Annotated in this window: 21 protein-coding genes; 15 read left to right on the top strand and 6 right to left on the bottom strand. The window is 62.2% G+C overall.

The window, feature by feature from the left end; translation table 11 throughout:
• The first annotated feature begins 34 nt into the window (after positions 1-34).
• From priA to ACZ881_RS18255, 3 genes are read left to right on the top strand one after another with little or no spacing between them, the layout of a single operon-like run.
• Positions 35-778: a bifunctional 1-(5-phosphoribosyl)-5-((5-phosphoribosylamino)methylideneamino)imidazole-4-carboxamide isomerase/phosphoribosylanthranilate isomerase PriA gene (gene priA / locus ACZ881_RS18265; protein ID WP_476117520.1), complete on the top strand. Its 744-nt coding sequence runs from the start codon at positions 35-37 to the stop codon at positions 776-778.
• Positions 778-1,689, top strand: coding sequence for an SseB family protein (locus tag ACZ881_RS18260; RefSeq protein ID WP_476117519.1), 912 nt, complete (start codon positions 778-780; stop codon positions 1,687-1,689). The genes priA and ACZ881_RS18260 overlap by 1 nt, the downstream gene beginning before the upstream one ends.
• 51 nt (positions 1,690-1,740) lie before the next feature.
• Positions 1,741-3,045 (top strand): MFS transporter, encoded by a 1,305-nt coding sequence (locus ACZ881_RS18255; protein ID WP_476117518.1) that lies wholly within the window; start codon positions 1,741-1,743, stop codon positions 3,043-3,045.
• 98 nt (positions 3,046-3,143) lie between these two features.
• On the opposite strand, the gene ACZ881_RS18250 is transcribed toward ACZ881_RS18255, so the two are convergent.
• Entirely contained in the window at positions 3,144-3,542 is a 399-nt protein-coding gene (locus ACZ881_RS18250; RefSeq protein WP_091467627.1) for a DUF1844 domain-containing protein, read from the bottom strand.
• 393 nt (positions 3,543-3,935) lie between these two features.
• Between ACZ881_RS18250 and infC the strand changes: the two genes are divergently transcribed.
• The 5 genes from infC to ACZ881_RS18225 all read left to right on the top strand — a co-directional run bounded on the left by infC (position 3,936) and on the right by ACZ881_RS18225 (position 8,035).
• Positions 3,936-4,970, top strand: coding sequence for a translation initiation factor IF-3 (gene infC / locus ACZ881_RS18245; RefSeq protein WP_476117517.1), 1,035 nt, complete (start codon positions 3,936-3,938; stop codon positions 4,968-4,970).
• Positions 4,971-5,086: 116 nt separating this feature from the next.
• Entirely contained in the window at positions 5,087-5,281 is a 195-nt protein-coding gene (gene rpmI / locus ACZ881_RS18240) for a 50S ribosomal protein L35 (RefSeq protein ID WP_011774324.1), read from the top strand.
• Positions 5,282-5,400: 119 nt separating this feature from the next.
• Positions 5,401-6,069 (top strand): 50S ribosomal protein L20, sunset domain variant, encoded by a 669-nt coding sequence (gene rplT / locus ACZ881_RS18235; protein WP_011774325.1) that lies wholly within the window; start codon positions 5,401-5,403, stop codon positions 6,067-6,069.
• A gap of 26 nt (positions 6,070-6,095) precedes the next feature.
• On the top strand, positions 6,096-7,007 hold the full coding sequence (locus ACZ881_RS18230; RefSeq protein ID WP_476117516.1) for a TrmH family RNA methyltransferase: 912 nt from the start codon (positions 6,096-6,098) through the stop codon (positions 7,005-7,007).
• A gap of 101 nt (positions 7,008-7,108) precedes the next feature.
• A complete protein-coding gene (locus ACZ881_RS18225) occupies positions 7,109-8,035 on the top strand; it encodes a cation diffusion facilitator family transporter (protein WP_476117515.1) in 927 nt (308 codons plus the stop codon).
• 126 nt (positions 8,036-8,161) lie between these two features.
• Here the strand turns inward: ACZ881_RS18225 and ACZ881_RS18220 are convergent, their stop codons facing one another.
• Positions 8,162-9,370: an MFS transporter gene (locus tag ACZ881_RS18220; protein ID WP_476117514.1), complete on the bottom strand. Its 1,209-nt coding sequence runs from the start codon at positions 9,368-9,370 to the stop codon at positions 8,162-8,164.
• 133 nt (positions 9,371-9,503) lie between these two features.
• Here ACZ881_RS18220 and ACZ881_RS18215 point away from each other — a divergent pair, with 133 nt between their 5' ends.
• The gene (locus ACZ881_RS18215) at positions 9,504-9,938 is read left to right on the top strand and encodes a (deoxy)nucleoside triphosphate pyrophosphohydrolase (protein WP_476117513.1); all 435 of its coding nucleotides are present in this window, start codon (positions 9,504-9,506) and stop codon (positions 9,936-9,938) included.
• A gap of 56 nt (positions 9,939-9,994) precedes the next feature.
• Here the strand turns inward: ACZ881_RS18215 and ACZ881_RS18210 are convergent, their stop codons facing one another.
• A complete protein-coding gene (locus ACZ881_RS18210) occupies positions 9,995-11,086 on the bottom strand; it encodes an Rv2578c family radical SAM protein (RefSeq protein ID WP_476117512.1) in 1,092 nt (363 codons plus the stop codon).
• 92 nt (positions 11,087-11,178) lie between these two features.
• Here ACZ881_RS18210 and pcp point away from each other — a divergent pair, with 92 nt between their 5' ends.
• Positions 11,179-11,820, top strand: a complete 642-nt coding sequence (gene pcp / locus ACZ881_RS18205) for a pyroglutamyl-peptidase I (RefSeq protein ID WP_476117511.1) — start codon at positions 11,179-11,181, stop codon at positions 11,818-11,820.
• On the opposite strand, the gene ACZ881_RS18200 is transcribed toward pcp, so the two are convergent.
• Both ACZ881_RS18200 and ACZ881_RS18195 read right to left on the bottom strand, forming a co-directional pair.
• Complete coding sequence (locus tag ACZ881_RS18200; RefSeq protein WP_476117510.1) at positions 11,817-12,446, bottom strand: SIMPL domain-containing protein; 630 nt, start codon at positions 12,444-12,446, stop codon at positions 11,817-11,819. The two genes, pcp and ACZ881_RS18200, sit on opposite strands and share 4 nt — an antisense overlap.
• A 2-nt stretch (positions 12,447-12,448) precedes the next feature.
• Positions 12,449-12,895, bottom strand: a complete 447-nt coding sequence (locus tag ACZ881_RS18195) for a hypothetical protein (RefSeq protein WP_454810223.1) — start codon at positions 12,893-12,895, stop codon at positions 12,449-12,451.
• 98 nt (positions 12,896-12,993) lie between these two features.
• Here ACZ881_RS18195 and ACZ881_RS18190 point away from each other — a divergent pair, with 98 nt between their 5' ends.
• From ACZ881_RS18190 to ACZ881_RS18170, 5 genes are all read left to right on the top strand, one after another.
• The gene (locus ACZ881_RS18190) at positions 12,994-13,920 is read left to right on the top strand and encodes an LppM family (lipo)protein (protein ID WP_476117509.1); all 927 of its coding nucleotides are present in this window, start codon (positions 12,994-12,996) and stop codon (positions 13,918-13,920) included.
• Positions 13,921-14,029: 109 nt separating this feature from the next.
• Entirely contained in the window at positions 14,030-15,091 is a 1,062-nt protein-coding gene (gene pheS / locus ACZ881_RS18185) for a phenylalanine--tRNA ligase subunit alpha (protein ID WP_091466530.1), read from the top strand.
• 2 nt (positions 15,092-15,093) lie between these two features.
• The gene (gene pheT / locus ACZ881_RS18180; protein ID WP_476117508.1) at positions 15,094-17,637 is read left to right on the top strand and encodes a phenylalanine--tRNA ligase subunit beta; all 2,544 of its coding nucleotides are present in this window, start codon (positions 15,094-15,096) and stop codon (positions 17,635-17,637) included.
• Between the two features lie 185 nt (positions 17,638-17,822).
• A complete protein-coding gene (locus ACZ881_RS18175) occupies positions 17,823-18,689 on the top strand; it encodes a trypsin-like serine peptidase (RefSeq protein ID WP_476117507.1) in 867 nt (288 codons plus the stop codon).
• Between the two features lie 132 nt (positions 18,690-18,821).
• Positions 18,822-19,460, top strand: a complete 639-nt coding sequence (locus ACZ881_RS18170; RefSeq protein WP_476117506.1) for a 4'-phosphopantetheinyl transferase family protein — start codon at positions 18,822-18,824, stop codon at positions 19,458-19,460.
• On the opposite strand, the gene ACZ881_RS18165 is transcribed toward ACZ881_RS18170, so the two are convergent.
• Positions 19,457-20,800 carry a M1 family metallopeptidase gene (locus tag ACZ881_RS18165; protein WP_476117505.1) on the bottom strand — a complete coding sequence of 448 codons (1,344 nt, stop codon included), beginning with the start codon at positions 20,798-20,800 and terminating at the stop codon, positions 19,457-19,459. The two genes, ACZ881_RS18170 and ACZ881_RS18165, sit on opposite strands and share 4 nt — an antisense overlap.
• Between the last annotated feature and the right edge of the window lie 2 nt (positions 20,801-20,802).

The raw sequence follows: 20,802 nt of genomic DNA, 5'->3' as shown, positions 1-20,802 counted from the left end.
CAAACCGCGTCACCTTCGAACTCCAAGGACACACATGACCACCTCCGCCCAGTCCGTTCTGGAACTCCTGCCCGCAGTCGACATCGTTGACGGCCAGGCAGTCCGCCTCCTGCAGGGAGAAGCCGGCTCGGAAACCAGCTACGGTACCCCCCTGGAAGCAGCCTTGAATTGGCAGGAAGCCGGCGCCGAATGGGTGCACATGGTTGACCTGGACGCCGCTTTCGGCCGTGGAAACAACGCCGCGCTGATCAGCGATGTCGTAGCGCAGCTCAACGTCAAGGTGGAACTCTCCGGCGGTTTGCGGGACGACGAATCCCTGGAGCGTGCACTGGAGCTGGGCGTCGCGCGCGTGAATCTCGGAACGGCAGCGTTGGAGAACCCGGAGTGGACCCGAAAGGCAATCGACCGCTTCGGTGACAAGATCGCCGTCGGCCTTGACGTCCGCGGGACAACTCTTGCCGGACGCGGTTGGACCAAGGAGGGCGGTGACCTTTGGGAGGTTCTGGCACGCCTTGAGGACGCAGGGTGCGCCCGCTACGTTGTCACAGACGTCACCAAGGATGGAACCCTTCAGGGCCCGAACGTGGAACTCCTTCGCCAGATGGTGGAGAAGACCGGCAAGCCCGTTGTCGCTTCGGGCGGTATCTCCAGCTTGGAAGACCTGCGCATTCTGCGCGAACTGGTACCGCTGGGTGTTGAAGGCGCGATCGTAGGCAAGGCTCTCTACGCCGGTGCCTTCACGCTGCCCGAGGCGCTGGACGTTGCCGGCCGCCGCTGATGCCCCACAACGCAGGACATCAGCACGACGATCATGGCCACGGCAGGCGAGAGCTTCCCGGTCACATAGCGGCCGCCTTGGCCGGCGCCGGTGGAGCTACCGACTCTGCCGGCCAGCCTTGGTCCGGGCGGAGCCTCAGTGGCGACAACGCCAAAATCCACAATTTTGAGGACGACGACGGCTCGGCGGACGCTGGTTATGTAGCCGCCATCGCGGCACTGATCAACGGAACCGGCAGCGAGGAAGACGTTGTTGCCTCCTTGGCGACGGCAAGGGTTTTCGTTCCGGTAGTTGCCCGGTTGGCTGAGGAAGCAGAAGGCGTCGACGGCCTCCATGCAGACAAGCAGGCCGATATGGCTTTGGTCACACTGAAGGCCCCCGATGGACGCACGGCCATGCCGGTCTTCACCTCGGCAGCTGCCCTCGAGGCATGGCATTCGGAGGCGCGGCCCGTGGCCGTATACGCAGCGCGCGCAGCGCTTTCTGCAGTATCCGAGGGCGCGCAGCTGTTGGTGATGGACCCAGGCTCCGACTTCGCATTTGTTGTTCGGCGCCCGGCAATGTGGGCCCTTGCCCAGCAGAAGGACTGGACGCCGTCATACCTTGATGATCAACTGGAGGCTGCTCTCGTTTCAACAGTCTCGGCATTTCGGACGGTTCGTCGCTTAGAGACGCAACCCGGTGGCGGTGTTGCGTCCCTGACGGCCGACGGTCGCCAGGTATCCGGCGGCGGTGCAGGGCCGGAACTGCGTGTGGTGCTCTTCCTCGAAGATGGACTCGACGCCGTTGCTGTGCAGACGCTCCTTGCCCAACTGAACGATGCGTGGGCAAGGATGGATTCCTTTGCCGAGGGCGTTGATTCCATGGAAGTAAAACTGCAGCGCGCAGCACAGGAGCCCGCGCGGCATTAATGGCAGTGCCGGTTCCCCGGGGCTGCCCTGGGGAACAAGAGGATTTAGCCAGTGAACTTCGCTCTCTATAAAGAGATGCTGTCCATCCGTCCTGTCCGGCGTCTGTTGGTTGTGGGCATGATTGCGCGCATTCCACACTCGGCGGCGGGCGTGCTCCTCACTCTGCACATCGTGCTGACGCTGGACCAAGGCTACGCCGCCGCCGGTGCAGCAGCCGCTGTCATGACCATCGGCATTGCGCTGGGTGCACCCTGGCGTGGTCGCCGGGTGGACATGGTGGGACTGAGAAAGGCCCTGATCCCTTCGGTTGTGTCCGAAACCGTCATCTGGTCGATAGTCCCGCACGTTTCGTATGAATGGCTGCTTCCGCTGGTGTTTGTCGGCGGTCTGTTCACGCTGCCGATCTTCAGTGTTGTCCGCCAGTCGCTGGGCGTCATGGTGGATGGTGAGCAGCGGCGATCGGCCTTTGCCCTCGATTCCATCGCCACCGAGCTGGTGTTCATGATCGGCCCGGCTGTCGGCGCCATCGTGGCAACCAGTGGCTTCTCGGCGATCGGACTGACGGCAGTAGGAATTTCGGTCTCCGTTGCCGGGCTGTTCCTTATGTGGTTCAACCCGCCAACCCGGAGCGAAGTGGTCTGCACCCCGCAGGAGACCGCGGACAGGGCGGCGGCTGACCTCGCTGCTGCGGAGGCTGCCATGGTGGCCTCAGCGCCTGCCCACGTCCAGGAGGCGGCCTCGGAGATGGCGTCCTCGACCTCGCGCAAAGCAGCCTTCCGTAGTCGCGTCGCCAAGAACTTCACCTGGTTCACGGTTTCCGTTGCGGCACTCTTCGCCGTAGCCGCGGGATCCGGGATGGTGCTCAGTGGTTCGGATGTCAGCATCGTCGGGCTGCTGGAACGTGGTGGGCACGAGAATGAAATCGGCATCGTGTTCTTCTTCTGGTGCGCAGCGTCCGTGGTCGGTGGACTCATCTACGGGTCAATGAAGCGGACCATTTCGCCAATGCTCTTGCTCCTGGGCATGGCCGCCCTCACCATTCCCATGGGTTTTGCCCAAGACACCTGGACCCTCGCGTTCCTCTCGCTCCTGCCCGGCCTTTTGTGCGCCCCGGTTTTGTCGGCGTCGTCTGAGAAGGTGGCTGACCTTGTGGACGAGGAGCGCCGGGGTGAAGCGATGGGCTGGTACGGCTCGGCATTGACTGCAGGCGTTGCCTTGGGTGCGCCTCTGGCCGGGGTCTTTATCGACACCGTAGGTCCGTCGGGTGGCTTTGCCGCCGTCGGCGTCGCTGGCGTCGCTCTCTGCGCTGCGGGACTCATCCTGACGTCCTTGCGCCGTCGCGCCGCCCGCGTCTAAAACCATGAAACGCTGAACCATCAACACCAAACAAGCAACGACGGCGGGTCGACCACACGTGGTCGACCCGCCGTCGTTGACTATTGCGGAAGTTGGGGCTAGTTCACCGGTCCGGTGAACTTTTCGCCCGGACCCTTGCCCGGGGCGTCAGGAATGAGGGAAGCCTCGCGGAATGCCAGCTGCAGTGAACGCAAGCCATCGCGCAACGGGCCGGCGTGCTGTGAACCGATTTCCGGGGCAGCTGCTGACACCAAGCCGGCGAGGGCCGTGATGAGCTTGCGGGCTTCGTCCAAGTCCTTGAGGTCCTCGGCATTGGGATCATCGGCCAGGCCCACCTTGACGGCGGCCGCGCTCATGAGGTGAACGGCGCCCGTGGTAATGACTTCCACTGCGGGGACCTCAGCGATGTCACGGATCTGCTGGGACACTCCGGCATCAACGGCGGGGGAGGCGTCTTCCCCATAGGAGTTACGGGAATTGCTGTCTTCAGTGCTCATACTGGTAAGCTTGTCACAGACCGACTGGAAGTCGTTATTCACAGTCAACATCTGCAGTTCTTGCTCCCGCCTTCCGCAATGTGCGCTTGGCGGGTTGTTTCTGTAGAATTGACTTTCAGTTTGCAAGCGGAGTTCTCTCCCACCCGCGTCAACCGTTCCCTTCGGGGACAGGATCCCTTTCGGGACAAGAGGTTGCCGGGTACCTGGTCGGACACTTTCGGAGGCATTGCTTCCGGGGGTGCGTACTTCCCGCGGGGAGGTGCAGCCGATCTTCGAGGCCTTCGATTGCACCAGCAATTGGGGGCCTTCTCTTTTTGCCGGTGACATCACCACAACCACAGGAGCTTTAACATTAGCGAGCCAAGAATCAATGAGCGTATCCGCGTCCCCGAGGTGCGGTTGGTCGGTCCTGCCGGCGAACAGGTAGGAATTGTCCGCATTGAGGACGCCCTGCGTCTTGCTGCCGAGTCCGATCTCGATCTCGTTGAAGTTGCCCCGCAGGCTAAGCCTCCTGTTTGCAAGTTGATGGACTTCGGCAAGTACAAGTACGAGGCTGCCGTGAAGGCCCGCGAGGCCCGCAAGAACCAGACCAACACGGTTCTGAAGGAAATTCGCTTCCGCCTTAAGATCGACAAGCACGACTACGAAACCAAGCGCGGTCACGCACTTCGGTTCCTGGGCGCCGGTGACAAAGTCAAGGCCATGATCCAGTTCCGCGGCCGTGAGCAGCAGCGTCCCGAGATGGGTATCCGCCTGCTGCAGCGTTTTGCTGAAGACGTTGCCGAGGTTGGCATCATCGAGTCCAGCCCGCGCATCGATGGCCGCAACATGGTCATGGTGATCGGACCGCTGAAGAACAAGGCTGAAGCGAAGGCCGAAGCCCGTCGCGCTACGCAGCGTGCTGAAGCCAAGGCTCAGAATGAGGCCAAGGCATCCGGACGTGTAGACACCACGGGCGAACAGGCTCCGCTGACGCAGAGCCTCGCCGACCTTCTTCCCGAGGGCTTCAAGGTCACCGAAGAGGAGACCAAGCAGGACACTGTCGAAGCCCCCGAGACCCAGGCAGCGGTTGCTGAGGAAGCTCCGGTTGTTGAGGAAGCGCCGGTTGTTGAAGAGGCTCCGGTTGTTGAAGAAGCTCCTGCTGCTGAGGAAGCTCCTGCTCCGGTTGTTGAAAAAGCACCCGTGGTCGAGGCTCCTGCAGCCAAGGCAGCTCCGGCAAAGGCAGCGCCTGCGCCGGCGAAAACTGCACCGGCCGCCAAGGCAGCACCGGCAGAAACGGCTCCGAAGCCAGTTGTTCCGGCAGCCGCCCCGAAGCCTGCAGTTCCGTCGGCTCCGAAGCCCGTCGCCAAGCCGGCAGCTCCCAAGCCGGCAGCTCGGCCCGCGGCCCCCAAGGCTGCGCCCAAGCCTGCATCACGCAAGACCAACTAGTTCAACGCCTCGGAGGCCCGCCTCCAACGGCAAGCAACCAGCACGCCGGCCCTCGTAGGCCGGCTGCGCGAAAGAATCGCGGACTCGTCCGTGGATACGTAAGGAGATCGGTTCCCATGCCGAAGATGAAGACCCACAGCGGTGCTAAGAAGCGCTTCAAGCTGACCGGCACCGGCAAGCTGAAGCGTCAGCAGGCCAACCGCCGTCACTACCTTGAGCACAAGTCCTCAAGGCTGACCCGTCGCCTCGCCGGCGACAAGCTCGTCTTCAAGGGCGATGCCAAGGTCATCAAGAAGATGCTCGGCGTCTAAGTTCCAAGTTCTTTGGTTACTGCCATCCGGCAGGGACCGACTACACCAAAAGCCTTCTCAGGCCGGCCGGGTTTCCGGCAGTAGCAGCTTGGGATAAAGATTTCTGAAGGAGTACGCACGTGGCACGTGTGAAGCGGGCGGTAAACGCCCACAAGAAGCGCCGGGTTGTCCTCGAACGCGCAAAGGGTTACCGCGGACAGCGTTCGCGCCTGTACCGCAAGGCCAAAGAGCAGCTGCTGCACTCGTTTGTGTACAGCTACGGCGACCGCCGCAAGAAGAAGGGTGACTTCCGTCGCCTCTGGATCCAGCGCATCAATGCTGCATCCCGCGCCAATGGCCTCACCTACAACCGCTTGATCCAGGGCCTCAAGGCCGCTGAGGTTGAGGTTGACCGCCGCATGCTGGCCGAGCTGGCTGTCTCTGACGCCAACGCTTTCGCCGCTCTGGTAAACATTGCCAAGGCTGCACTTCCGGCTGACACCTCCGCGCCGGCCGCGGCTGCTGCTCCCAAGGCCGCCAAGGTTGCTCCGGCTGCTGCCACCGCTACGGCTGTCAAGGCTGTTGTTTCCGAGAAGCCGGCTATCGACGGCGCAGTTGCTGCTGATGGCGACGAAGCTCCGGAAGGCTACGCCATCAAGGGCAACGCCGAGTCCAAGAAGTACCACGTTCCGGGTTCCACCTGGTACAACACCACTGCTGCTGAGTACTGGTTCTCCACCGTTGAGGCTGCAAAGGCCGCTGGCTTTGAGCCTGCAGGTGGCGAAGCCCGCCAGCAGATCAAGAACTAGTCGCAACTGCCACTAAAGTTCTTTATATGAACGAAACCGGGCGCCCGCAAGACTTTACGATGACCAACCCCCGAGCTGATCGGGTGAGGGACGTCGCCAGGCTTGCCGGGCGCCCGGCGCGTTTAAAACGCGGACGCTTCCTTGCTGAAGGTCCGCAAGCGGTGCGTGAGGCTTTGACCCTGCACCGTGAGCGCACTGCGGCCGGAGGACCCGCCGTCGTGCATGAAGTTTTTGCCAGCGAAGCGTGCCTTGAGCGCCTCCCTGAGCTTGCCGATCTGGCGCAGGAAACGCAGCTCCGGCTTGCAAGTGACGAAGTCCTTGCCGCCATGGCGGATACCGTCAATCCGCAGGGGATTGTGGCTGTGTGCAGTTTTGTGGACGTCAGCTTGGAGTCAGTGCTCGACGCCGGTCCACGCCTGATCGCTGTCATGTGCCAGGTGCGCGATCCCGGTAACGCCGGGACTGTTCTCCGCGCTGCGGATGCTGCCGGCGCCGACGCAGTTGTCCTTACTGGTTCGAGCGTGGACATCTACAACCCCAAGGCTGTCCGGTCGACAGCTGGCTCCCTTTTCCACTTGCCGGTGGTGCTGGGTGCCGATGTTGAGGAGTTGGTGGCACGCTGCCGGGATCGCGGTATCGGTGTCCTGGCTGCTGACGGATATGGAACCGTCAACTTGGACAAACTGCAGGACGAGAATGCGGCGCGGAGACTTGGGAATGAAGCAGTGACCTCGGACTATGCCCTTGAGTCACCTACGGCCTGGCTGTTCGGCAACGAAGCGCAGGGTTTGTCGGAGACGGAGCTTGCACTGGCTGATCATCGCGTGGCGGTTCCTGTCTATGGGGCAGCTGAAAGCCTGAACCTGGGTACCGCCGCCACTGTGTGTCTTTACGCCAGCGCGCGTTCCCAGCAGGGCGCCCGACTGGAGAATGTGTAAACAGCGCATCGCCGGGTACGGTATTGGATGCAAGATCGGACGATGACGACTCTTCTTGGCACATCCCATTCTTTCCCCGAACCCAAAGAGGTGAAGCTTTCGTGGCTGCAGGTGGCGGTACCAAAGCGATTGTGGCGGCCCTGGCCGCCAATCTGACTATTGCCGTATTGAAGTTCATTGCATTCTTCCTGACGGCGTCATCGTCCATGCTGGCTGAAGCCATCCACTCGGTGGCGGACTCCGGAAACCAGATCCTGCTGCTTGTGGGAGGCAAACGGGCCAAGCGGGCCGCCAGCCCCGAGCATCCGTTCGGCTATGGCCGTGAGCGGTACATCTACGCGTTCATCGTCTCCATCGTGCTGTTCAGTGTGGGTGGCCTGTTTGCCCTGTACGAGGCCTGGGAGAAGTTCCAGCACCCACACGGTATCGAGGGGGCTTTCTGGTGGGTCCCGTTGGCCGTCTTGGTCGGTGCCATCATTGCTGAGTCGTTCTCGTTCCGCACGGCCATCATTGAGTCGAACCACATCCGCGGCAAGCAATCATGGGTCACGTTTGTCCGCAACGCCAAGCAGCCGGAACTGCCAGTGATCCTGCTGGAGGACTTTGGCGCTTTGCTTGGCCTGATTTTCGCGCTCTTCGGTGTGGGAATGACGCTGGTCACCGGTGACGGGGTCTGGGATGCACTCGGCACAGCGATGATTGGCCTCCTGCTGGTAGCCATCGCAGTGGTCCTTGCCCTGGAAACCAAGTCCCTGCTGCTGGGGGAGTCTGCCACCAAGGAAGATGTCCAGCGCATCACGGAGGCACTGGAAGCTGACGGCACCCGCATCATCCACCTCAAAACCCTGCACCTGGGTCCGGAAGAGCTGCTTGTAGCTGCGAAGATCTCCATGCAGGCCTCTGAGACGGGCGAAGAGATTGCGAAGGGGATCGACGCCGCCGAGCAGCGTATCCGTGCGGCAGTCCCCATTGCGCGGGTCATCTACCTCGAACCTGACATAGAACGCGTCCAGGCGCCGCAGGCTTAGCCGTTCCGGAAATGTTCCTTCCGGATTAGTAAGTTCGATATGTGCTTAACAAGCATGGGCTCCGCCGTGGCGGAGCCCATGCTTGTTGTGTGTGGTTTGCTGGCCAACCAGCGCTCTTCTGGTGGATCAGGAGGACAGCGGCTTTTTTCGCTCCAGCAGACCACTGACCAGGGCCACTCCGAGGCCCAGAATGGCAAGGACCGCGCCAACTAATGCGGGAGCCACATATCCCCAACCCCAGGCAATAACTGTGCCGCCCAGGAAGGCGCCGAGCGCGTTGGCGATGTTGAGGGCGGAGTGGTTCAGCGAGGATGCCAGCGATGCGGCGCCCGGGGCAGCGTCCAGGAGGCGGGTTTGCAGCGCGGGAGTGAGCATGGAGCCCACACCGCCCACCACGAACGCCATGATGAAGGCGGCCCAGGCCCAGTGCGCAGCAATGGCGTAGACCACCAGGGCCACGGCGATTCCCGGCATGACCCAGTAGATGGTGCCCATCACGGACTTGTCGGCAAGGCGTCCTCCGAAGATGTTTCCCACCACCATGCCCAGTCCGTAGAGGGCCACAACGGCGGGGATCAGGTTCTCCGGTATGCCAGCCACAGAGGTCATGGTGTGTGCAATGTAGGTGTAAACGGCGAAGAAGCCACCAAACCCAATGATGCCGATCAGGAGCGCCAGCCAAACTTGGAGCCGTTTGAGGGCTCCAAGTTCGCGTCGGATGCTGGCCTCGGGGTGGGCTGCCTCGAAGGGGACGAATTTCCACACCATGGCGACGGTCAGCAATCCGATGGCGCCCACAATGACGAAGAGGAGCCGCCACCCGAAGGTCTGCCCAACCCATGTGGCCAAAGGAACCCCGATGACGTTGGAGACCGTGAGTCCTGCCATCACCATGGAGATTGCCCAGCCCCGTTTGGTTGGGGCGACGAGTCCGGCTGCGATGACGGCTGCCACTCCGAAGAAAGCTCCGTGGGGGAGTCCGGAAGCAAAACGGGAGAGCAGCATGAAGCCGTAATCCGGTGCGATGAAGGACGTCAGGTTTGCCAAGGACAGGAACAGCATGAGCCCCAACGCAAGGTGCTTTCTGGGAAGCTTTGCCCCGAACGCAGCGAAGAGGGGAGCGCCGATAACGACGCCCAAGGCGTAAGCCGAGATGAGGTTGCCCGCTTCGGGGGTGCTGATGCCCAGCCCCTCCTCGATTTCCTTCAGCAGGCCCATCATGGCGAATTCGGTGGTACCGATGGCGAACCCGCCCATGGCCAAGGCCAGGATGGCCAAGCCAAGGTGTTTCCTGCCTGCTTTGGCGGTGGCGGGGGTGGACACGGTGGTAGTCATAAGCCTGCTTCTTGAGGATGCCTTGTGGGCTGGGGAAATTGGAGAAAATCCGATAACAAGTTTAGTCCGGGGCCCCGTGACTTGTCGCTGCTATGTGACGATGCCCATTCATCGGGCCCCATAGACTGTTTCGGTGACTGCACTGATCAACGTCGTGGGCGCCGCCGTCGTCGACTCCTTGGAAGCCCCCACCCGCCTTCTTGTTGCGCGCCGCACTGCGCCGCCCCAGTTCGCGGGCATGTGGGAATTTCCGGGCGGCAAGGTGGAAGCCGGTGAGACCGCAGAGGCTGCCCTGCACCGTGAACTCGCGGAAGAACTGGGCATTGAAGTGCAACTCGGGCCCGAGCTGGACTCGGGCAACACCACTGGGTGGACGCTCAATGAGCGTGCCTCCATGCGTGTGTGGTTCGCCGAGCTGACGTCGGGAGAGCCGCGGCCGCTGGAGGATCACGACGAATTGCGTTGGGTATCGTTGGCTGACAGTGACGAAGCTCTCGGCCTGCCATGGATTCCGGCGGACCTTCCAATAGTCCGGGCGTTGCTTAGCCGGGTGGCCGCTCCCGCTTGAGAACCGGGCGCTTGGATGGAAGAGAAGGGTGCTTCCCTTAGCCGGTGGCCTTCAGCCTAGAAAAGCGGCTGCTGTCCAGGAAGGGGAGCGGAGGCGTCCACGGTTGCGGCCGCCGAGCCAGTGGCGGTGCGAGCGTTCCGGTGGCTGAATCCCGATGTTCCGGTGAAGCCGTACTTCGCCTTGAAATAGGTGATCCTGCCAGTGAGCCACACACGGTATTCCTTGGAAGCATAGGAGCCTTGTCCATAGAGTCGCCGGTACTTGCCCACCAACTCCGGGTGCTGGGTTGCCAGCCATTTCATGAACCACTCACGGGTTCCTGGCTTAAGGTACAGGGCGCCGGCGGTGACTCCTGTGGCGCCCGCCTTGGTTAGTTCCGCGAATAGTGAATCGAGGGCTTCGTCCGAGTCCGTCAGCCATGGCAGGATGGGCATGGCCATGACGCCGCAGCCCAGGCCGGCGTCGCGGAGCCGGGCTATGAGCTTGAGCCGGGCCTTGGGTGAAGGCGTGCCAGGCTCAATAAGCTCTGCGAGGTCCTGGTTGGTCATCGCCAGGGAGATGCCAAGGTCCACGGGGACCTGGGTGGCGGCGTGCTTGAGGAGGGGAATGTCCCTGGTCAGCAGCGTGCCCTTGGTCAAGATGGAGAAAGGCGTGCCGGAATCTGCGAGGGCCCGGATGATTCCGGGCATGAGCATGTAGCGGCCCTCTGCGCGTTGATAGGGATCCGTGTTGGTGCCGAGGGCGACTTGGGGCCGTTCCCAAGAAGGCTTGGCCAGTTCCTTTCGGAGAACTTCGGCGGCATTGATCTTGACCACAACTTGCGAATCGAAGTCCCGCCCGGCGTCGAATTCCAAATACGTGTGGCTCTTGCGCGCGAAGCAGTACACGCAGGCATGACTGCATCCGCGATACGGGTTCACCGTCCACTCAAACGGCATGTTGGAACCGGAAGGCACCTTGTTGAGCACTGACTTTGCGGTGACCTCATGGAAGGTGACTCCGGAGAATTCGGGTGTCGAGATGGAACGCACAAGCCCGGCAAGCGGCAGCAAGGCGTCCAAGGCCGGGGCAGGGCCTGGCGCCTCGAAACCACGGGGTTCTGACGCCGGTACACGTGTAGGTGAAAGTGCTTGTGCGTCCCATCTCATGGACTCCATTCGAATGTATGTTCGAACGAATGTCAAGGCCCCGGAAGGCAAGCTGCGGATAACCGGGACTGGAGCGTTGCTAAGGTTGGGCCATGATTCTGCTGACTGGCTTCGAACCGTTTGGCGAGGACGATGTGAATCCTTCCTGGCTTGCAGCGCGGCGGGCGGCAGGGTTGCTCGACTCGGAAGGCATCGCCGTTGAAGCCGTGCAGCTGCCGTGCGTCTTTGGTGAGTCGGGGACAGTCCTCACCGACGCCATAACCCGCGTGAACCCGGACATAGTTCTCTGTGCCGGCGTGGCGGGAGGCCGTGGACGGATCTCCTTGGAACGCGTCGCCATCAATTGCGATGACGCCCGGATACCGGACAACAAAGGCCAGCGCCCCATCGATGAGGAAGTCATCCGTGGCGGGCCTGCAGCATACTTCTCAAGCCTGCCTATTAAGGCCGCGCTTAGGGCCCTCCAAGTCGCGGGAATCAGGGGAGAGGTTTCGCAGTCCGCGGGAACCTACGTGTGCAACCACGTCTTTTATGCCTTGATGCATGCCCTCGCATCCAGGCCGGATATTCGTGGCGGGTTCGTCCATATTCCCTATTTGCCGGAACAGCTGCCCGATGGCAGCCCAACTCCGTCCATGCCTTTGGAATTAATGGCGGAGGGTCTTGCCGTCATTGTCCGGACGACGCTGCACACACAGGCGGACGTGAAAATGTCAGCCGGAGCTATTCGCTAAACGAGTTCCCATTCCACTTTGATGCTGGCCGAGACTGAAGACTCTCCGGCTTCCACGGGCAACGCCTCCGCAGTGAAGGATGCCCTCACCATGCCACCCAGGGGAATGGGTCCGCCGTGCAGGGGCTCCTGGGATATGGACACCACCTGCCCAAGCCGGGCAGATGCCAACGAAGCGTACTGTTCGGCCCGGGCCACGGCGTCCTGCCACGCAGCCTCCTGAGCCCGGGCTGTGACCGAAGCGGCATCCGCAAATCCTTGTTCGATCCCGTTGATCCGGATGTCGTCTCCGCCAGCCGCAACAGCCGCGGCGATAGCAGCAGGAGCACCCGCCTGGGAACGGATTCCCACCTGCAGGTTGGTGGATGCCACGTATGCAGTCACCTTCTGCCCTTGCCCTTCCACCCAGGCCAGATCGGCACGAAGGTTCAGTCCGCTGGTCCGGAGGTCCACGTCGGAAACACCCGCTGCCCGCAAACTGGCTGCGACAGCGTTAGCTGCTTTGCCGGCGTCGTCATAGGCTTTCGCGGCTGTATCCCGACGCGTTTCCACACCGAGCGTTAATGTCACCAGATCCGGGACGGCCTTTGCGATCGCGGTCCCGGTAACAGTGATGGATCGGTTCATGTTCAAGCCTCGATTCGCTTGCCTGCAGGGCTGTCCTGCCGGCGGGGATGAGTGTCAATGTAACCGCCGGCCACAAGGCCGGCCTGCCGTTCGAAGAAATTCCGCGACGCCGGATTCCCGCTGCGAAGCATGGACCAGCCGGCGGCGACGCCGTAAAGGGCCAGGAAAGGAAGCCCCAGGCAGTACGCGTACTGGGTGCTGTGCCGCTCCTCATGCCCCAGGAGCACTGCGTTGGTTCCGGCTACACCATGCGGCGCCCGGTACAGGACTACGTTCCCCAGCGTAAACGCGCCTGCATGGGGGAGCTTCCAGTTGTACCCGGCAGCGATCAGAAGCCCCCGCGGGCCGTGGGAAACGGTGGAACGGGACGCGGCTGCTACCGCCAGCCCCAGCGGGGTGGACAGGTTCAGGACGTTTGCGATCTGCCGAAAGCGTTGCGCCGGAGTCATGCTGCCATGCTAGCGCCGTAGTGTGTGCCCGGCGTTAGTAGAGATACGCTGTTCGAGCACCCGCTGGTGCCAAAAATAAAGATTGGGGGACGAGGGATATGAACTCGAAACGCGCCTTGGGCGTAGTCGGTGTACTGATCGCACTCATGCTGGCATTGACGGGTTGCGTCAAGCTCAACATGTCCGTGAAGGTCAACAACGAAAAGAGCGTGGACTACGAGGTTGTCTATGCCATCCAGAAATCCGTGCTGGGCGAGAAGTCCTTCGACGAATTCATGGAGTCGAACGGTACCGGAAGCCGGGGGATGGACATCCCCGACGGCGCTACCGTGGTGGACTACGAGGACGAGAAGTACAAAGGCAAGCGGATCACCGCCGCCAACCTCGACCCTGCAAAGCTTGCTGACTCGTCCAGCTCCGAGAACCCCTTCGAACTGAAGAAGGAAGGGGACTACTACGTCATCTCCATGGGTGGAGTGACCGGTGCTGAAAGCGGTGACGCATCGTCATCGGCCATGGCGAAGTCCATGTTCGACGAAGCCTCCGTCAAGTTCACCTTCCCGGGCAAGGTGGTGGAGGCCAACGGCGCCACCGTGGATGGCAACACGGCCACGTTTGACATGCTGGCCCTCAACGGGACAGTGGTTCAAGCCAAGGCCGAGGCCAACGCTGGAATTCCGATGTGGATCATCTGGATCCTCGTAGCTGTGCTGGTCATTGCCGGTGCGCTGGTCCTGCTGTTCGTTTTGCTGCGCAAGAGGTCTGCCCGGCAGGAGCCGGCGCTCGTCGGTGCAGCTCCGTATGGTCAGCCGGGTTACGCGCCTCAGCCGGGGCAGGCAGGTTACGCTCCTCAACAGCAGTCGGCTTACAACCCGCAGCAACCGTACGCACCGCAGCAGCCGCCGTACTCGCCGCAGCCACCGGTTCAGCAGCCGCCCTACTCGCCGCAGCCGCCAGTACAGCAACCCCCAGTCCAGCAACCCCCAGTACAGCAGCCGGGCCAGACGCGCGACGACGGCCTGTGAGGTTCAACTAGACTGAAGGGTAGTGCCTGCCGTCCGCGGCGAGCACTACCCTTTCGTTTTGCAGGTCCGCCTAGCCGGGCCGCTCCCTACTCGTAGCTAAGAACAGTAGATGACTGACACTTTGCCAGGCGCTGCCATCCCGAATCCGCTGGATGAAGCCGCCATCACCGCCGCCGTCGAGGACGCCATTGCCGCCATTTCGGCTGCTTCCTCCCTCGAAGAACTCAAGGCTGTCCGCCTCGCCCACACCGGTGAGAAGTCGCCCCTGAGCCTGGCCAACCGTGAAATCGGTGGCTTGGCGAAGGAGCACAAGGCTGCCGCCGGCAAGCTCATGGGTTCTTCCCGTGGCCGGGTCAACAAGGCGCTCGCAGCCCGGACCGAAGTTCTCGAGGCCGAGAATGACGCCCGCATCCTGGTGGAAGAAACCGTCGACGTGACGGCCGCTCCGCGTCGTCGTCGCGCCGGTGCCCGCCACCCGCTGTCCACGTTGCAAGACCGCGTCTCGGACATCTTTGTTGGCATGGGCTGGGAGATCGCCGAAGGCCCCGAGGTGGAGTCCGAATGGTTCAACTTCGATGCCCTGAACTTCAAGCCTGACCACCCCGCACGCGAAATGCAGGACACGTTCTTTGTGGAGCCTCCCGAAGCGCACCTGCTCATGCGGACGCACACGTCCCCGGTGCAGGTCCGTTCCATGCTGGAACGCGAAGTGCCCATCTATGTGCTGTGCCCCGGCAAGGTCTTCCGCACGGATGAACTGGACGCTACGCACACCCCTGTCTTCCACCAGTTCGAGGGACTGGCGATCGACAAGGACCTGAGCATGGCGGACCTTCGTGGAACGTTGGAGCACTTCGCCCGCCAGATGTTCGGCGACGAAGCTTCCATTCGCCTGCGCCCCAACTACTTCCCGTTCACGGAGCCTTCCGCTGAGCTGGACATCTGGCACCCGGGTGCCAAGGGTGGTCCCCGCTGGATTGAGTGGGGCGGCTGCGGCATGGTCAACCCCAACGTCCTCCGGGCAGCCGGCATCGATCCGGACATCTATTCAGGTTTCGCCTTCGGCATGGGCATTGAGCGCACGCTCATGTTCCGCAACGAGGTCGGCGACATGCGCGACATGATCGAAGGCGACGTACGTTTCAGCGAGCACTTCGGGATGGAGATCTAACAGTGCGTATCCCACTTTCCTGGCTGCGTGAATTCGCGCAGGTTCCGGCCGATGCTACGGCCGAAGACGTCATGGCTGACCTGGTCAAGGTCGGTTTCGAAGAAGAGGAAGTCCACCGTCCCACGGACGAGCTCACCGGTCCCGTTGTGGTGGGCCAGGTACTGAGCTTGGTCAAGGAACCGCAGACCAATGGCAAGACCATCAACTGGTGCCAGGTTCGCGTTGTTCCGGAAGGCCAGGAGCAGACCCTCACCGGCAAGGGTATCGATCCTTCGGGTGTGCAAGGCATCATTTGCGGTGCGCACAACTTTGTGGAGGGCGACAAAGTTGTTGTCACCCTCCCCGGTGCCGTGCTGCCTGGAAACTTCCAGATCTCCGCACGGAAGACCTACGGTCACCTTTCCGCGGGCATGATCGCCTCCGTCCGTGAGCTCGGCATCGGCGATGACCACGACGGCATTCTGGTGCTCTCACGCATCGGCCTGGACCCGGAAATCGGCACCGACGCGATGGAACTGCTGGGTCTGTACGATCAGGCAGCGGAAATCAACGTCACCCCGGACCGTGGCTACGCCTTCTCCATCCGTGGCGTAGCGCGCGAGTACGCCCACGCAACCGGAACCACCTTCGTGGATCCGGCTTCGAAGGTCACGGCTCCGGCCACCCTGCAGGGCGGCCACGGCGTCAAGCTCAACGACGACGCTCCCATCTACGGCAAACCCGGCTGCGACCGCTTTGTGGTCCGCACGGTACGTGGTGTGGACGCTTCCCGTCCCACGCCGCCGTGGATGTCCGCCCGCCTTCGTTTGGCCGGCGTGCGGTCCATCTCGCTGCCGGTTGATATCTCCAACTACGTCATGCTTGAGCTCGGCCAGCCGAACCACTGCTACGACCTCGACAAGCTCGCGGGCGACATCGTGGTGCGTCGCGCAGTGGCTGGGGAGAAGATCACCACCCTGGACGACAAAGAGCGCACGCTCGACGTCGAGGACCTGCTGATTACCGATGATTCCGGTGCCATTGGCATTGCCGGTGTAATGGGCGGTGCCCACACCGAGGTTTCCGACTCCACCACGAACATCCTGGTGGAAGCGGCGCACTTCGATGAGGTCTCAATCGCGCGTTCCCGTCGCCGCCATAAGCTGCCCTCCGAAGCTTCCAAGCGCTTCGAGCGTGGCGTGGACTGGCATGTGGCCCACATTGCTGCCCAGCGCGTAGTGGATCTGTTGGTAGAGCTCGCCGGTGGCACGGCGGACGAGGCAGGGACCGACGTCGGAACCGCACCTGATGCCGTGACTATCGACTTGCCTGCTGAGTTCGCTGCCGCCCGTATCGGCATTGACTTCACGGAAGAGCAGATCACCACTTCGCTTAAGGACCTTGGCGCTGCGGTGGAGAAAACAACCACCGGTTACCGGGTTACTGCTCCGAGCTGGCGCAACGACCTCGAAACCAAGGAAGACCTGTCCGAGGAAATCGCCCGGCTTGTTGGCTACGACAACATCCCTGCCACTCTTCCGGTTGCGCCTCCGGGTCGTGGGCTCAGCCGGAGCCAACAGCAGAAGCGCCGGGTTGTCCAGGCGCTGGCAGATGCGGGGCTCACCGAGGTATTGTCCTACCCGTTCGTCTCCAAAGCTGCCAATGACACTTTCGGTGTTGCTGGTGAAGGCGAACCGCGTCCGGCGTTGAAGCTGGCGAACCCGATCAGCGAAGAACACGGCTTCCTCCGTACGTCCATCCTGCCGGGCCTGATCGAGGTTGCCCGCCGCAATCACTCACGCGGCTTCCGCGATCTGGCGTTGTACGAAGCCGGTTCGGTCTTCCTCCCTGGCGACAAGCTGGGCACGGATTCCATTCCGCCGCTGGGCGTCAAGCCGGCCGACGAGGTACTGGATGCACTGTACGACGGCGTCCCGCACCAGCCGCTGCACATCGCCGCTGTTATGACCGGCCACGATTCTCCGGCCGCTGCTACGCATAGCCCGCGTGCTTGGGACTGGGCTGACGCCTTGGATGTGGCACGCCTCATGGCGGATGTCCTGGGTGTGGAACTGGTCGTTAGCCAGGGTAGCCACCAGGCGTTCCACCCGGGACGCGCGGCTCAGCTTGCGCTGCGCAACGGCGACGTTGTGGGTTACGCCGGGGAACTTCACCCGAAGCTCCTTGCTGCCCACGATATGCCTGCGCGTTCTGTAGCTGTTGAGGTCAACGTGGAAGCTTTGTTTGAGGCGGCCGCTGACGTGATCGTGGCCAAACACATCTCCGGGTACCCCGTGGCGACACAGGATGTTGCCTTGGTTGTCCCGCAGAATGTCCCGGCAGATCAGGTCCTTTCGGCACTGCGCGAAGGAGCAGGGGTACTTCTTGAGGATGTCTCGTTGTTCGACGTCTACGTTGGTCCGGGCATCGAGGATGGCAAGAAGTCGCTGGCTTTCGGCCTGCGCTTCCGTGCAGACGACCGTACGCTGACGGCGGACGAGGCTTCTGAGGCGCGCGCAGCAGCGGTGGCTGTGGCTACTGAGCGCTTCGGTGCAGTCCAGCGCTGATCCCTGCCGCAACTGATCAAGATCCCCGGGACCTGTTGGTCCCGGGGATTTTATTTAACGAGATTGCACTCCCAGCATCTTGACAGACCTTTCACATGTGTATGACAGTTTTGTCATACACATGTGAAGCATGTGTATCACATCCCTCGCACGGTTCCCTGAGAGCCGTCCCTTGAAAGGTACCCATGAAGAAGCAGAACGTTGCTTTGCTTGTCGGGGCTGCAGTAATGGCTTTGACGTCCTCGCTTGGCGGAGCCGCAGTAGCGTCAGAGTCGACGTCACAAGTGGCTGCAGCAGAGGTCCAGCCCGTGTCGCACACCGTCGACCAGTCGCAGGTCTCCGGTTCCACAGCATCGCCGTTAGCGGACAAATACACCATCGCCGCGCCGTCCAAGGCTGGAGGGGCTTCCACGGACTCGGTCATCGGCGCGGATGGCCGGGTTCGGATCACCAACACCACCGCTGCCCCCAACCGCTCCATCGTGCAGATCGAATTCAATGGTGGATACATTTGCTCCGGCGCCCTGATTTCCGACGACACCGTGTTGACCGCAGGCCATTGCGTGCACGAGGGCGGCACCGGATCGGAAGCCGACTACTCCTGGGGCGTCAAAGTGGCTCCGGGGCGTAACGGATCAACCGACCCCTACGGCACTTGCGGAGCAACAGAGATCTTCACGGACCAGCGCTGGATCGACTCCGCAAACACCAACGCCGACTGGGGTGTCATCAAACTGGACTGCACCATCGGCAACACCACCGGCTGGCTCAACTACACCGGCACCACGGCCAGCCTGAACGGAACCAGCACGACGGTCCGTGGCTACCCGGGGGACAAAGCGTTTGGCACCATGTGGTCCATGACCGGCCCCATTGAGAGCACAACCACTGAAAAGGTCTACTACAAAATGGACACCTACGGCGGCCAGAGTGGAGCGCCCGTCTACAACAGCTCCAACACAATCATGGCCATCCACACCAACGGTGGCAGCTCCAACTCAGGCACGCGCATCACACCCACGCTGGCGAATTACCTGACCTCGGTGAAGTAGCCCGGCTGGGTTAAGCCGCCTAAAGTGTTCCCCGCAGCGTTACCTTAGCTGCGGGGAACACTGCTGTCTGAGGCAGGACGCAGCAGCACCAGGCTAGAGTTTGCTGGGGACAAAGCTGTGAGAGGGGTCTTGATGCATAGCCCAATACTTCAGCTGCGGAAGCTTGACGACTTGCTGGTTCCGGACATCCGTGTCGAAGCCCTCGGCCAACCAGCCCTGGATCGTGCCGACAGATTCACCAACCCCGCAGACCGGGAAGAATTCATCACCGGCCGGCTGGCCTTGCTGAATTTTGCCGCTTCGCTCCTCGACGTGGATCCTGCTCGACTCGTCCCTGACTATCGCTGCCCGCAATGCGGCCCTGGACAAGACCACGGCCGTCCCGGCTTCATGCTCGACGGCGTTCCGGCACCTCTGGCGCTCAGCGCGTCCCGGGCGTCGGGCTGGGTGCTGCTGGCCGCCGTCGTGCATCCTACGGATGGCCTCCGGCTGGGTGTGGACCTTGAATCGGTTGACGGGGTTGGCTTTGGCGGCTTCGACGACGTCGCATTGACCTCAAACGAGCAGCGTTTCCTGGCGTCAGTTCCGGAGAGTGAGCAGACCAGACAGCGCGCCCGACTCTGGGCGCGCAAAGAAGCGTGGCTGAAGATGACTGGTGAAGGCCTGCGGAACAACCCCGCAGAGCTGGAGGTGCTGGACCTGCCAGGCCTGCGGGATGTCACCGATGCGAAACTGCCTGACAGATTGGTTGCCGCTCTGGCCCTCGGTTAACGCCCGGATGGCAATGGCGGCAGGGAAGTTTCGTAGAGCCACGGCCGGAGGATTCCCGCGGCATCGAATCCATGAATGTACGAATCCGCAGCCTCAACGAACGTCGCCGTTGAAACCGACCCGTGACGGTTAGCCGCCGTCCAATGCTGAAGGAAACCGAAGAACGCCTCATCGCCGGCCGCCATTCGGACTGCATGAACAGCAAGCGCACCGCGTTTGTAGACGCGGTCATCGAACATCAGCTCAGGGCCGGGGTCTCCCACCAGAAGGTCCTGCGGCCCGGCGTCGAGCCTTTTCCACGCCGCCGTTGCCCGGGCGGCGACAGTCATGGTGCGGGATTCCTCGGACCACAACCACTCTGCATAGCAAGCGAAGCCTTCGTGCAGCCAGATGTCCTTCCAGCTGCTCACCGTCAGCGAATTACCAAACCATTGGTGGGAAAGCTCGTGCGCGATCAGGCGCTGCGCTTCCCAGGACTCGCGCATATGGTTTCGGCCGAAAATGGACACGGTCTGGGCCTCGAGGGGAATTTCCAGCTCATCCTCAGTGACAACCGAGGTGTAGTCGGCGAAAGGGTAGGGGCCGAAGCAGTCCTCGAAGGTGCGCATCATGTCCGGCTGCCGCCGCAGGCCCTGGAGGGCGTCCACTGCCATTTCGGGTGTGACTGCCACGAACTGGGGGACCCTGTGGTGGGTGTCGTCCACGTGCAGGGGAACCTTGGCGTAGCGCCCGATCTGCACAGTGGCGAGGTAGGTTGCCATGGGTTCAGCCTGTTCGTAGACCCACGTTTCCCGGCTGGACTTGCGGGAGTGCGAGACAAGGCTCCCGTTGCACACTGGCCGGTAATTATCGTCAGTGGTCACCGAGATGCGGAACGTCGACTTGTATCGTGGATGATCATTGCAGGGGAACCAGGACGCCGCACCGTTGGGCTGTCCGGCGACCAATACGCCGTCGTTCAGTTCCTCCCAGCCGACATCGCCCCAGAGGCCGCGGCGCGGCTGGGGATTTCCGTCGTAGCGGATCTCCAACGAGAACTGCTGGCCGGGCTTAAGCGGGGATGCCGGCGTCAGGACGAGGTGTTCGGCCCTGTGGCTGAACTTCTGCAGCTTCTTGCCGTCCAGCTGAACCTTGCTTGCCCGCAGGCCCACTAAGTCAAGGACAAGCTGAGTGGAGGGTTCCAAAGCCGTGCATCGCAGGACCGCCTTGCCCATCAGCTTGTTGCTGCCCAGCCTGACGTCGAGATCCAACTCGTACCTGTCCACGCGGTAGCTGCTGCTGCCGTGGTTCAGGGCGTAGGGGTCGGCTTCGGTCAGGGGAGTGGTGATTGGTGCGGTCATGA

This window comes from Paenarthrobacter sp. TE3676 (assembly GCF_056279165.1).
Note: the sequence above shows the minus strand (reverse complement) of the source record. Positions and strands in the feature narration are given on the sequence as shown.